Origin of the sequence: Streptomyces sp. NPDC001904, from assembly GCF_040297005.1 — a bacterium.
In the GTDB taxonomy this organism is placed as follows: domain Bacteria; phylum Actinomycetota; class Actinomycetes; order Streptomycetales; family Streptomycetaceae; genus Streptomyces.
In genome coordinates this window covers 134,142-146,874 of record NZ_JBEOYI010000009.1, presented here as the reverse complement: position 1 = coordinate 146,874, position 12,733 = coordinate 134,142, and the positions used below count along the sequence as shown (strand labels likewise).

Here is a 12,733-nt window from a genome sequence, read left to right as displayed (position 1 = left end):
CGGGCCGCAGACCCTCTGAACCTTGCCCAGGTCATTCTGGGTAGGAAGTTCGGTCACCACTCAAGCTGTTGCGCCCTGCCCTGAGGCCGTCGAGGCCCCGGGGCAGGGCCGCGTCTCTTCCTGGACACCCCCAGGAGGAAAACAAGTGAGCAAGAAGACACACATGGTCGTGGCCGTGTCGGTGGGGCTCGGCCTCGTCACGCTGTCCGCGTGCGGGTCGTCCTCGGACACCGCGGGCGCGGACGGCGGCTCCAAGACCGTCACGCTCGTCAGCCACGACTCGTGGGCCGTCTCCAAGAGCGTGCTCGCAGACTTCGAGAAGACCTCCGGCTACAAGGTGAGGGTCCTCAAGGACGGCGATGCCGGAGAGGCCGTCAACAAGGCCATTCTGTCCAAGGGCAACCCGCAGGGCGACGTCTTCTTCGGCGTCGACAACACCCTGCTCTCCCGCGCCCTCGACAACGGCGTCTTCGCCTCCTACGAGGCCAAGGGCCTGGACCAGGTGAAGAGCCAGTACCAGCTCGACGCCGGCAAGCACCGGGTCACGCCGATCGACACCGGCGACATCTGCGTGAACTACGACAAGAAGTACTTCGTGGATCACCATCTGACTCCGCCGTCCTCCTTCGCCGACCTGGCCGAGCCCGCGTACAAGGACCTCCTCGTCACCGAGAACGCGTCCACCTCGTCGCCCGGGCTCGGCTTCCTGCTCGGCACGGCCGCGCGGTACGGCGACGACGGCTGGCAGGCGTACTGGAAGAAGCTCAAGGCCAACGGCGTGAAGGTCGTCGACGGCTGGGAGCAGGCCTACAACGAGGAGTTCAGCGGCAGCGCCGGCGGCAAGAAGGCGGGCGGTGAGCGGCCGCTCGTCGTGAGTTACGCGTCGTCGCCGCCGGTCGAGGCCATCTACTCCGACCCGCAGCCGAAGACCTCGCCGGTCGGCGTGGCGAAGGGGACCTGCTTCCGGCAGATCGAGTTCGCCGGGCTGCTCGACGGCGTGAAGAACGAGAAGGGCGGTCAGGCGCTCATCGACTTCCTGATCTCCAAGAAGTTCCAGGAGGACATGCCGCTCAACATGTTCGTCGACCCGGTGACGAAGAACGCCACCGCGCCCGCCGAGTACACCAAGTACGCGGTTCCGGTCGACGCCCCCGAGACGATGGCGCCGCGCACGATCGCCGACCACCGTGACGACTGGGTCAAGTCGTGGACCTCGCTCGTACTGAAGTAGCCGCGAAGGCCGACCCGGTCGCGAAGACGCCCGCGGGGAACACGGCCCGGCTCGGCCTCATGGCCCTGCCCGTCGTGTTCTTCGGGGTCTTCTTCGCCTATCCCGTCGTCGCGATCGTCGAGCGCGGGCTGCACGTCGGCGGCGGCTGGCAGTTCGGGCGGATCACCGAGGTGCTCGGGCAGTCCGACATCCGGCACGTGCTGTGGTTCACCGTGTGGCAGGCGCTCGCGTCGACCGCGCTCACGCTGCTGGTCGCGCTGCCCGGCGCCTATGTCTTCGCGCGCCTGGACTTCCCCGGCAAGCAGGTGCTGCGGGCCGTCGTGACCGTGCCCTTCGTGCTGCCGACCGTCGTCGTCGGCACCGCCTTCCTCGCCCTCCTGGGGCAGGGCGGGCTGCTCGACGAGCTGTGGGGGGTGCGGCTCGACACCACCGTGTGGGCGATCCTGCTGGCGCACGTCTTCTTCAACTACGCGGTCGTCGTACGGACCGTGGGCGGCCTGTGGGCCCAGCTCGACCCGCGCCAGGAGGAGGCCGCCCGGATGCTCGGCGCCTCGCGCCTGGCCGCCTGGCGGAAGGTGACGCTGCCCGCGCTCGGACCCGCCGTCGCGGCCGCCGCGCTGATGGTGTTCCTGTTCACCTTCACCTCGTTCGGCGTCGTGCAGATCCTCGGCGGGCCCGGGTTCTCGACGCTGGAGGTCGAGATCTACCGGCAGACCGCGCAGATCTTCGACCTGCAGACCGCCGCCGTGCTCACCCTCGTGCAGTTCGCCGCCGTGGGGCTGATCCTCGCCGTGCACGCCTGGACCGTGCGGCGACGGGAGAGCGCCCTGCGGCTCGTCGACGCCGCGCAGACCGCCCGGCGGCCGCGCGGCGCCGGACAGTGGGCCCTGCTCGGCGGGGTGCTGGCGAGCGTCGTCGTCCTGGTCCTGCTCCCGCTGGGCGTGCTGGTGCTGCGCTCGTTCGACACGGCGGACGGCTTCGGGTTCGGCTACTACCGGGCGCTGCTGTCGTCCGACGGCGGGACCTTCCTCGTCCCGCCGATCGATGCCATCGGGAACTCGCTGGAGTACGCGCTCGCCGCCACCGCCATCGCGCTGCTGATCGGCGGCCTCGCGGCGGCGGCGCTGACCCGCAGGGCCGGGCGGCTCGTGCGCGGGTTCGACGCCCTGCTGATGCTGCCGCTGGGCGTGTCCGCGGTGACCGTCGGCTTCGGGTTCCTCATCACCCTCGACAAGCCGCCGCTCGACCTGCGGGCCTCCTGGATCCTGGTGCCGCTGGCCCAGGCGCTCGTGGGCGTGCCCTTCGTCGTACGGACCATGCTGCCGGTGCTGCGTGCCGTCGACGGGCGGCTGCGCGAGGCCGCCGCCGTGCTCGGCGCCTCACCGCTGCGGGCCTGGCGGGAGGTCGACCTGCCGATGGTGCGGCGGGCGCTGCTCGTCGCCGCCGGCTTCGCCTTCGCCGTCTCGCTCGGCGAGTTCGGGGCGACCGTGTTCATCGCGCGGCCCGACAACCCGACCCTGCCCGTCGCCGTGGCCCGCCTCCTCGGGCGGGCCGGTGACCTCAACTACGGGCAGGCGATGGCCCTCTCGACGATCCTGATGCTCGTCTGCGCCGTCTGCCTGCTGCTGCTCGAACGCATCCGGCCTGCGAAGGCCACGACCGGGGAGTTCTGATGGCGCCCTCGCCGCAATCGCCGCCTCTGCTGGAACTGGGCGACGCCACCGTACGGTTCGGCGGCCGTGCCGTGCTCGACGCGGTCGGTCTGGAGGTCGCCGAGCACGAGATCGTGTGTGTCCTCGGGCCCAGCGGCAGCGGGAAGTCGACGCTGCTGCGGGCCGTCGCGGGGCTTCAGGACCTCGACTCCGGGCGGGTGCTGCTCGCCGGGCGCGATCAGCGCGGCGTGCCCGCGCACAAGCGGGGCGTGGGCCTGATGTTCCAGGACCACCAGCTGTTCCCGCAGCGCGACGTCGGCGGCAACGTCGCCTTCGGGCTGCGCATGCACGGCGCCTCGAAGGCCGAACAGGCCGAACGGGTGGGGGAGTTGCTCGCCCTCGTCGGGCTGCCCGGCGCCGAGCGGCGGGCCGCCGCCGCGCTCTCCGGAGGTGAGCAGCAGCGCGTCGCCCTGGCCAGAGCCCTCGCACCGCGGCCCCGGCTGCTGATGCTGGACGAGCCGCTCGGGCAGCTCGACCGGTCGCTGCGGGAGCGGCTGGTGGTCGAACTGCGGGAGCTGTTCGGCGAGCTGGGGACGACCGTGCTCGCCGTCACCCACGACCAGGGGGAGGCGTTCGCGCTGGCCGACCGGGTCGTGGTGATGCGGGACGGGCGGATCGCCCAGTCCGGTACGCCCCTCGAGGTGTGGCAGCGGCCGGCCGACGAGTTCGTGGCGCGCTTCCTCGGCTTCGACAACGTGGTGGCGGCGACGGTCTCCGGCGAGGTCGCCGACACGCCCTGGGGCAAGGTGCCGGTGCCCGCCGGGACGGCGCAGGGGGCGGGGCACCTCCTCGTGCGGCCCGCCGGCGTGCGGCTGGTGCCCGCGGACGAGGCCCAGGTGACGTGCACCGTCAGTGCCCGCACCTTCCGGGGGACGCACGTCGCGCTGCACCTGCACCCCGTGGACGCGTCCGCGCCCCGGCTGGAGGCGGCCTGCGCGCTGCGGGACGCGCCCGAGGTGGGCGACGAGGTGGGCGTCGCCTTCGACGCGGACGAGATCGTGGCGCTGGCCGGCCCGGACGCATAGAGACCCGGACACGCAGAAGCGGCCGCACCGGGCACCGGTCCTGCGGGTGCCCCGTACGGCCGCTGAAGCGGATCAGGCCTTCGCGCCGCCACGCTTGCGGAGCGCGAACACCACGCCGCCGCCCGCGACGACCAGCGCCGCCGCGATGCCCGCGAACAGGCCGGTGTTGGAGTCGGCTCCGGTCTCCGCCAGGTTCGAGTCGCCCGCCGGGGAGGCCGAGTTGGCCGGGGCCGGGGCCGCCGAGGTGGACGTCGAAGCGCTCGGCTTCGCCGACTCGGCCGGGGTGCTCGGCGCCGGCGAGGTCGGCGTCGCGCTCGGGGTCGGCTTCTCGGTCGGCTTCTCGGTGGCGCACGCCGTGGCGGGCGTGGTGACGCCGCCCTTGATGTCCTCGTCGACGTTGTACTTGTCCGTCTTGACGTGGATGCGGTACGTCGCGTTCGGCGCCCAGTTCTCTTCGAACGTGATGGTGGCGCCCTCGCCGGTGCCCTTGACGACCTGCGAACCGATCTCCTTCTCCGAGCCGTTCGACTGGAGGAAGACGGTGACGGTCGCCGGGGTGCCCGAGCTGTCCTTGTCGGTGACGGTGATGACGCCCTTGTCGCCGGTGCAGCTCGCCGCAGCGGTGAACTCGGAGATGTTGCACGCCGACGCGGTGCCCGCGGCACCGACGGCCAGCACGGTCGCGGCGCACGCGACACCGGCGATACGTCCGGCACGGCCGGATATACGGGAGGAAAGGGAGGGGGGTACGGACACTGTTGTCCTTCACGGGATCTTGTGGAGATGAGGGGGCGCTGTGCGACTGCACTCGGCTCTCGCCACGGGACCCCCACGGTCACCTCACGTTTACAAGTGCACGTGACGCAACGTCAATGCACAAACTGGGCACAGCAGTCAGTCTTGACCCGCCCTTGACCCGGTGATCCGTTTCAATGCCTCGCCGGCTTCCTCGACCGTGTCGACGAGAGCGATCCGCGACTCCATGGAACGGCCCCGCGCGAGCGCCTGGAGCAGCGGCCACGCCGGCAACTCCTCGGTCCAGTGCGCACGTCCGACCAGGATCATCGGCGTGGGCCCGCCCCGCGACTCGTAATAGTTCGGGGTGGCGTTGTCGAAGATCTCCTGGACGGTGCCGGCGGCGCCCGGCAGGAAGATCACGCCGGCGTTGGAGCGGGCGAGCAGCCCGTCCTCGCGGGTGGCGTTCGCGAAGTACTTGGCGAGGTGCGAAGCGAACGGGTTGGGCGGCTCGTGGCCGTAGAACCAGGTGGGGATGCCGACCGAGGAGCCGCCGTCCGGCCAGCGGGTGCGGACCTCGAAGGCCGCCCTGGCCCACTCGGTGACCGACGGCGTGAACGACGGGCATTTCGCTACGAGTTGGAGCGCTTCGGTGAGCATCGGGTCGTCGAACGGGGCCGCGTACGCGCCCAGGTTCGCCGCCTCCATCGCACCCGGGCCGCCGCCGGTCGCCACGGTGAGTCCGGCGCGGGCGAGTGTCCGGCCCAGGCGGGCCGCGCCCTCGTACGCGTCGGTGCCGCGGGCCATCGCGTGGCCGCCCATGACGCCCACGACCCGGGCGCCGATGAGGAGTTCGTCGAGCGCGTCGGAGACCGAGTCGTCGTGCACGGCGCGCAGCATCGAGGCGAAGACGTCACCGTCGGCCTTGGTGCGCTGGAACCAGTCGTAGGCGCGGGCGTCGGGCGTCACCTCGTACCCGTCGTCCGTGTCCAGACCTGCGAAGAGTTCGTCGGGCGCGTAGACATGGCCGCGGTACGGGTCGAAGGGGAGGTCCGGCACGGGCGGGAAGACGAGGGCGCCGCGCTCTCTGACACGCGCGGCGGCCTCCGGCTCCATGGGGCAGCCGAGGAATATGGCGCCCTGGACGTCGGCGTCGAGCAGGACGGGCGTACGGGCCGTCAGGTCGACGGCCTGCACCCGGTGTCCGGTGAGGCCGCCGCCGTCCCCGACGACCCGGTCGAACTCGGCGAGCGTTTCGATCTCGCGGTCGGACGTGGTGCTGGGCGGGGCGGGATCAGTGGGTGTCGGCATCCGCCCAGCTTAAGCACCGCCTTCCGCGGGGGAGTTGGTCAGCTCTCGACCACCGACGGGTCCATCCACGTGATCTCGAAGGTGTGGCCGTCGATGTCGTCGAAGGAGCGGCCGTACATGAATCCGTGGTCCTGCTTCTCGCCGGTCTCGGTGCCGCCCGCGGCGATCGCCTTCTCGACCAGCTCGTCGACCTTCTCGCGGCTCTCGGCGCTCAGGCACAGCAGCACCTCGCTGCCGGTGGTCGAGTCGATGATGGTCTTGTGGGTGAAGCCCGCGTACTTCTCCTTGGTCATCACCATCAGGACGATGGTGTCGCTGACGACCACGGCGGAGGCCGTCTCGTCGGTGAACTGCTGGTTGATCGTGAAGCCCAGCTCCGTGAAGAACTTCTTGGCGGCGTCCAGGTCGCTCACGGCCAGATTCACGAAGATCATCTGCTGGTACATGGGGTGTCCGTCGCCTTCGGTCGGTCGGTTCGTGCCTTGTGCTGGGTTAGACGGGCCACCGGGGCAAAACTCATCGCGGAATCAGCGGAATCGCCGAAAGTTCCGCCACGGCCCAGGTCAGGGGCGCGAAGAGGGCGAACAGCGCGCCCGCCCGCAGGGCCACGGCGCCGCGCAGCATCGTCGCGGGGGCGCCGAGGCGCAGCAGCGCCGACGTCGTGTCCCTGCGGGCCTGGCGGGCCTCGACGGACGCCGTGATCAGCGTGGCGACGGCGCAGCCGACGACCAGCACCGAGCCGAGCGTGGAGAGCGGGCCGAGGTCGGGGCCCGCCCCCGCGTACAGGACCGCCGCCGCGTAGGTGCCGGAGGCCACGGCGCACAGGACGCCGATCGGCGCTCCGACGCGCCGCGCCTCCTCCTGGAGCACGCGCCCCGCGAGCAGCCGCACCGCGCCGGGCCGCACGGCCTGGAGGGCGCGCCCGCAGTGGTAGGTGAGGGCGGGCCCGGCGAGGGCGAGCCCGAACGCGGTCAGCGCCCAGCCGGCCAGCACCCCGGACGAGGAGCCGCCGAGGCCGCCCGGCATGGGGAAGCCGCGGTCGCCGCGGGCGTGCGAGGCGTAGGTCTCCACGGCGAGTCCCGCGGCGAGCAGCGCGATGCCCCAGGGGAGCCCGGTGGGCGCGGGGGACGGTTCGCGCGGCTCCTGCTCGGAGTCGCCGGCCTTCCTGGCCGGCGGGCGCAGGGCGACGGCCGAGGCCGCCGACGCCGCGACCGGCACGAAGGTGAGCAGGGTGAGCGCGGCGGCCAGCGGCAGCGGCTTGCTCGCGGCGAGCAGGTCGCGGGCCGCGCCGTCGAACGGCAGCCCCGTCAGATCGCCCCGCAGGTGCAGGAAGAACAGCAGCGCCAGCATCGAGCCCAGCGTGCAGGCGATCGCGGTGGAGATCGCCGAGAGCAGGGTGAGCCGGGCCGGGCCGAGGCCGACCGCGGACAGGCCCGAGCGCGGCTTCGTACCGGGGTCGGAGCGGGCCACGGCGACCGCGAAGTACACGGTGGCGGCCAGCGGGATCGCGCACCAGGCGAGGCGCAGCAGGGAGCCGCCGGAGGCGTCGGGGTGGCCCATCGCGTGGCCGAGCGTGCACAGCAGCAGGAAACCGGTGCCGCCGGACGCGGCGGCCACCAGCAGTCTGCGCAGCTGGACCAGGGGATGGGCGCCGCGGGCTAGACGGAGACTGAGCACGCGGCCCGGCCCTCCGTGTCGGTGGGGTCCTTCGGGTCCGTGGCCGCGGCCGGCAGGTGGACGGTGGTGACCCGGCGGCCGTCGAGCAGCGACACCGTGCGGTCGGCGAGCGCGCTGACCTCGCTGTCGTGCGTGGCGAGGACGACGGTGATGGCGTGCGAGCGGGCCGCCGCCGTCAGCGTGCGCAGGACGTGCGCGCGGTCGGCGCGGTGCAGGGTCGCCGTCGGCTCGTCGGCGAAGACCACGTCGGGCCCGTGCACCAGGGCGCGGGCGATGGCGACGCGCTGGCGCTCGGCCATGGTCAGGGTGTGCGGGCGCTTGCGGGCGAGCTGGCCGACGTCGAGCCGGTCCAGCCACTCGTGGGCGGCGGTCTTGGCGGGCCGGCGGCCGGTGCCGCGCAGCATCAGCGGGAGGGCGGTGTTCTCCCAGACGTTCAGCTCGGGGACGAGGACCGGCTCCGGGTCGATCCAGCCGAACCGGTCCCGCCGCAGGCGTTCCCGCACGAGGGCGCCCATGGTGTGCACGGGGGCGCTGTTGAACCACACCTCCCCGCCCCTGTCGGGCAGCAGCTGGCCCGACAGGCACTGCAGGAGCGTCGTCTTGCCGGCACCGCGCGGGCCGGTGACGGCGAGGATCTCGCCTTCGCGGACACCGAGGGAGACCCCGGTGAGCGCGGGCGAGCCGCTGTGGGAGAAGTGCAGGGCGCGGGCCCAGAGCACATCGTTGTCCGGCGGGGCCACCATGGCGTACACCTCGGTTCAGATCAGTTGCCTTCCCCCGTACGAGGGAACGAAGGCGAGGCCGATCGGTCACGAGCACGCTAGGTATCTCATCGGGCCGCCGGGGAAAAAGACGCGGCCCGGCCGCGCCCATCTCACTCGGATGGGGCAGCCGGGCCGTTGCGCCGTTGTTTGAAGAGAGATCAGATCTTCGTCCAGGCCTCCGTGAGGACCTGGCGGATGATCCCCTCGATCTCGTCGAACGTGGACTGGTCCGAGATCAGCGGCGGCGAGAGCTGGATGACCGGGTCGCCACGGTCGTCGGCGCGGCAGTACAGGCCGTACTCGAAGAGCTTCTTCGAGACGTAGCCGTAGAGGATCCGCTCCGACTCCTCGTCGGTGAAGGACTCCTTGGTGGCCTTGTCCTTCACGAGCTCGATGCCGTAGAAGAAGCCGTTGCCGCGGACGTCGCCGACGATCGGCAGGTCGTTGAGCTTCTGCAGCGTGCTGAGGAAGTTCGCCTCGTTGTCCAGCACGTGCTGGTTGAGGCCCTCGCGCTCGAAGATGTCGAGGTTGGCGAGGCCCACGGCCGCGGAGACCGGGTGGCCGCCGAAGGTGTAGCCGTGCAGGAACGTGTTGTCGCCCTTGTAGAACGGCTCGGCGATCCGGTCGGAGACGATGGCCGCACCGATCGGCGAGTAGCCGGACGTCATGCCCTTGGCGCAGGTGATGATGTCGGGCACGTAGCCGAACTTGTCGCAGGCGAACATCGTGCCGAGGCGGCCGAAGGCGCAGATGACCTCGTCCGACACGAGCAGCACGTCGTACTGGTCGCAGATCTCGCGCACGCGCTGGAAGTAGCCGGGCGGCGGCGGGAAGCAGCCGCCGGCGTTCTGCACCGGCTCCAGGAAGACGGCCGCGACCGTCTCCGGGCCCTCGAAGAGGATCTCCTGCTCGATCTGGTCGGCGGCCCAGCGGCCGAAGGCCTCCGGGTCGTCGCCGTGGATCGGGGCGCGGTAGATGTTCGTGTTCGGCACCTTGTGCGCGCCCGGGACGAGCGGCTCGAAGGGGGCCTTGAGGGCCGGCAGACCGGTGATGGACAGGGCGCCCTGCGGGGTGCCGTGGTAGGCGACCGCGCGCGAGATGACCTTGTACTTCGTGTGGTTGCCGGTGAGCTTGTGGTACTGCTTCGCCAGCTTCCACGCGGTCTCGACGGCCTCGCCGCCACCGGTGGTGAAGAAGACCTTGTTGAGGTCGCCCGGAGCGTAATGGGCCAGGCGCTCGGCGAGCTCCACGGCCTTGGGGTGGGCGTACGACCAGATCGGGAAGAAGGCCAGCTCGGCGGCCTGCTTGGCGGCGACCTCGGCGAGCTCCTGGCGGCCGTGGCCGGCCTGGACCACGAACAGGCCCGCGAGGCCGTCGAGGTACTTCTTGCCCTTGTCGTCGTAGATGTAGGTGCCCTCGCCACGCACGATGGTGGGAACGGGCGCGTTCTCGTACGACGACATGCGGGTGAAGTGCATCCACAGGTGGTCGTACGCGCTCTGGCTGAGGTCCTTGGTGCTCACGGCTATCGGGTTCCCCACATATAGGTCTGCTTCTTGAGCTTGAGGTAGACGAAGCTCTCGGTGGAGCGCACTCCGGGCAGGGCCCGGATGCGTTTGTTGATGACGTCCAGAAGGTGGTCGTCGTCCTCGCAGACGACCTCCACCATCAGGTCGAACGAGCCCGCGGTCATCACGACGTACTCGCATTCCGGCATGGCCGTCAGCGCATCCGCCACGGGATCCAGGTCGCCCTCGACGTTGATCCCGACCATCGCCTGCCGCCGGAATCCCACGGTGAGCGGGTCGGTGACGGCGACGATCTGCATCACGCCCTGGTCGAGCAGCTTCTGCACGCGCTGGCGCACGGCCGCCTCGGAGAGGCCCACGGCCTTGCCGATCGCGGCGTACGGACGCCTGCCGTCCTCCTGGAGCTGTTCGATGATCGCGAGGGAGACGGAGTCCAGCGACGGGGCGCCGCTGCCGTTCCTCGAACTGGATCCCTTGGGGTCTGCGCTGCGACTGGCCACGACTTCACTGTGCATGAGGACTCGTCGTTTTCGCAACCCTGGATCGATGAAATTCGTTGTTTGCGCCATCGATACTCACGGATTTCGTAGGTCCGGGGTGGCGGGGGGTGTCGAAAACGTCGGTGAACGGATTAGGGTGGGTGTCTCAAGCCTTGGACAAGCTACTCAGGAGGGCCGGCAGTGAGCACCAGTGAGCTGCGTCGTCTGCGGAACTACATCGACGGTGAGTTCCGGGACGCCGCCGACGGACGGACCACCGAGGTGGTCAACCCGGCGACGGGCGAGGCGTACGCGACCGCGCCGCTGTCCGGGCAGGCCGACGTCGACGCCGCCATGGCCGCCGCCGAGGCCGCCTTCCCGGCCTGGCGCGACCTGACCCCGGGCGAGCGCCAGCGTTACCTCCTCAAGATCGCCGACGCGTTCGAGGAGCGGGCCGAGGAGCTCATCGCGGCCGAGGTCGAGAACACGGGCAAGCCGATCGGGCTCACCCGTTCCGAAGAGATCCCGCCCATGGTCGACCAGATCCGCTTCTTCGCGGGCGCCGCGCGCATGCTGGAGGGCCGCTCCGCGGGCGAGTACATGGAGGGTCTGACCTCCATCATCCGCCGCGAGCCGATCGGCGTCTGCGCCCAGGTCGCGCCCTGGAACTACCCGATGATGATGGCCGTGTGGAAGTTCGCCCCGGCCCTCGCCGCGGGCAACACGGTCGTGCTGAAGCCGTCGGACACCACCCCGGCCTCGACCGTCCTGTTCGCCGAGATCATCGGCTCCATCGTCCCCAAGGGCGTCTTCAACGTCGTGTGCGGCGACCGGGACACGGGCCGCCTCATGGTCGAGCACCCGACCCCGGCCATGGCCTCCATCACGGGCTCCGTGCGCGCCGGCATGGCCGTCGCCGAGTCCGCCTCCAAGGACCTCAAGCGGGTCCACCTGGAGCTGGGCGGCAAGGCGCCCGTCGTCGTCTTCGAGGACGCCGACATCGCCAAGGCCGCCGAGGGCATCGCGGAGGCCGGGTACTTCAACGCCGGGCAGGACTGCACCGCCGCCACCCGTGTCCTGGTCCACGCCTCGGTCCACGACGAGTTCGTCACCGCGCTCGCCAAGATCGCCGCCGAGACCAAGACCGGCCAGCCGGACGACGAGGACGTGCTCTACGGCCCGCTGAACAACCCGAACCAGCTCAAGCAGGTCTCCGGGTTCATCGAGCGCCTGCCCGCCCACGCCAAGGTCGAGGCCGGTGGCCACCGGGTCGGCGACAAGGGCTACTTCTACGCGGCGACCGTCGTCTCGGGCCTCAAGCAGGACGACGAGATCATCCAGAACGAGGTCTTCGGCCCGGTCATCACCGTCCAGTCCTTCACGGACGAGGAGCAGGCCGTCTCGTACGCCAACGGCGTGGACTACGCGCTGGCGTCCTCGGTGTGGACCAAGGACCACGGCCGCGCCATGCGCATGTCCAAGGTCCTCGACTTCGGCTGCGTGTGGATCAACACCCACATCCCGCTGGTCGCCGAGATGCCGCACGGCGGCTTCAAGAAGTCCGGCTACGGCAAGGACCTCTCCGGCTACGGCTTCGAGGACTACACCCGCATCAAGCACGTGATGACGTCGCTGGACGCGTGAGTCCTCTTACGTACGAGGAGGTGGGCGCGACCCTGACGGACGGTCGACTGCCGTCGGGGTACGCCCACCTGGACCGCCGTGTCCGTCTCGGCTCGGGCAGTGACTGCTTCGAGCGGGCGGGCGCGGCGGTTCTGTCGTGGGCGGCGCACCGGGGCGCCGGCTTCACCGTGACACCGGGCGGGCCTGCCCGGGAGGGCGTCGACGTGGTCGTCTCGGCGCCGTTCCTCCGGATTCCGTGCCGGGTGGTACGGGTCGTGAACTCGGCGGACCGGACCGGGTTCGCGTACGGGACGCTGCGCGGGCATCCGGAGTGCGGTGAGGAGGCGTTCCTCGTCGAGCGGGACGCCGATGGGACCGTGTGGTTCCGGGTACGGGCGTTCTCGCGGCCCGGGCGGTGGTTCGTGCGGGTCGGGGGGCCTGTGGCTCGCGGGGTGCAGTGGTGGGTGACCCGGCGGTATCTGCGGGCGGTTGTGGCGGCGTGCGCGGATTCGCCGTAGGGGTTCCCGTCCGTGGGCGGGTGCCGCGCCGCCGTGGCTGGTCGCGCAGTTCCCCGCGCCCCCGGAGCGTGCGCTGCGCGCCGCTCATCGACAGGGTGTCGGGCGGGCACCGTCCTGCTTGACGCAGCG

Annotated in this window: 12 protein-coding genes; 5 read left to right on the top strand and 7 right to left on the bottom strand. The window is 71.1% G+C overall.

Features of this window, described 5'->3' with window-relative positions; translation table 11 throughout:
* Window positions 1-163 precede the first annotated feature (163 nt).
* From ABT127_RS17355 to ABT127_RS17345, 3 genes are read left to right on the top strand one after another with little or no spacing between them, the layout of a single operon-like run.
* Window positions 164-1,231 (top strand): thiamine ABC transporter substrate-binding protein, encoded by a 1,068-nt coding sequence (locus ABT127_RS17355; RefSeq protein ID WP_351450570.1) that lies wholly within the window; start codon window positions 164-166, stop codon window positions 1,229-1,231.
* Window positions 1,207-2,904, top strand: coding sequence for an ABC transporter permease (locus ABT127_RS17350; RefSeq protein ID WP_502971724.1), 1,698 nt, complete (start codon window positions 1,207-1,209; stop codon window positions 2,902-2,904). The genes ABT127_RS17355 and ABT127_RS17350 overlap by 25 nt, the downstream gene beginning before the upstream one ends.
* The gene (locus ABT127_RS17345; protein WP_351450234.1) at window positions 2,904-3,968 is read left to right on the top strand and encodes an ABC transporter ATP-binding protein; all 1,065 of its coding nucleotides are present in this window, start codon (window positions 2,904-2,906) and stop codon (window positions 3,966-3,968) included. Before ABT127_RS17350 ends, ABT127_RS17345 begins: the two co-directional genes overlap by 1 nt.
* Before the next feature lie 72 nt (window positions 3,969-4,040).
* On the opposite strand, the gene ABT127_RS17340 is transcribed toward ABT127_RS17345, so the two are convergent.
* From ABT127_RS17340 to ABT127_RS17310, 7 genes are all read right to left on the bottom strand, one after another.
* Window positions 4,041-4,646, bottom strand: a complete 606-nt coding sequence (locus ABT127_RS17340; RefSeq protein WP_351450231.1) for an LAETG motif-containing sortase-dependent surface protein — start codon at window positions 4,644-4,646, stop codon at window positions 4,041-4,043.
* 216 nt (window positions 4,647-4,862) lie between these two features.
* Window positions 4,863-6,014, bottom strand: a complete 1,152-nt coding sequence (locus ABT127_RS17335; protein WP_351450228.1) for an LOG family protein — start codon at window positions 6,012-6,014, stop codon at window positions 4,863-4,865.
* 38 nt (window positions 6,015-6,052) lie between these two features.
* On the bottom strand, window positions 6,053-6,460 hold the full coding sequence (locus ABT127_RS17330) for a VOC family protein (protein ID WP_351450226.1): 408 nt from the start codon (window positions 6,458-6,460) through the stop codon (window positions 6,053-6,055).
* Between the two features lie 70 nt (window positions 6,461-6,530).
* Window positions 6,531-7,691: a hypothetical protein gene (locus tag ABT127_RS17325; RefSeq protein ID WP_351450224.1), complete on the bottom strand. Its 1,161-nt coding sequence runs from the start codon at window positions 7,689-7,691 to the stop codon at window positions 6,531-6,533.
* Window positions 7,673-8,434, bottom strand: coding sequence for an ABC transporter ATP-binding protein (locus ABT127_RS17320; protein WP_351450221.1), 762 nt, complete (start codon window positions 8,432-8,434; stop codon window positions 7,673-7,675). The genes ABT127_RS17325 and ABT127_RS17320 overlap by 19 nt, the downstream gene beginning before the upstream one ends.
* Window positions 8,435-8,613: 179 nt before the next feature.
* Window positions 8,614-9,996: an aspartate aminotransferase family protein gene (locus ABT127_RS17315; protein WP_502971723.1), complete on the bottom strand. Its 1,383-nt coding sequence runs from the start codon at window positions 9,994-9,996 to the stop codon at window positions 8,614-8,616.
* Window positions 9,981-10,499 (bottom strand): Lrp/AsnC family transcriptional regulator, encoded by a 519-nt coding sequence (locus ABT127_RS17310; protein ID WP_111667275.1) that lies wholly within the window; start codon window positions 10,497-10,499, stop codon window positions 9,981-9,983. Before ABT127_RS17310 ends, ABT127_RS17315 begins: the two co-directional genes overlap by 16 nt.
* 165 nt (window positions 10,500-10,664) lie before the next feature.
* Between ABT127_RS17310 and ABT127_RS17305 the strand changes: the two genes are divergently transcribed.
* Window positions 10,665-12,107: a gamma-aminobutyraldehyde dehydrogenase gene (locus ABT127_RS17305; protein WP_351450214.1), complete on the top strand. Its 1,443-nt coding sequence runs from the start codon at window positions 10,665-10,667 to the stop codon at window positions 12,105-12,107.
* Window positions 12,104-12,604 (top strand): DUF1990 domain-containing protein, encoded by a 501-nt coding sequence (locus tag ABT127_RS17300; protein WP_351450211.1) that lies wholly within the window; start codon window positions 12,104-12,106, stop codon window positions 12,602-12,604. The genes ABT127_RS17305 and ABT127_RS17300 overlap by 4 nt, the downstream gene beginning before the upstream one ends.
* The last annotated feature ends 129 nt before the right edge of the window (window positions 12,605-12,733 follow it).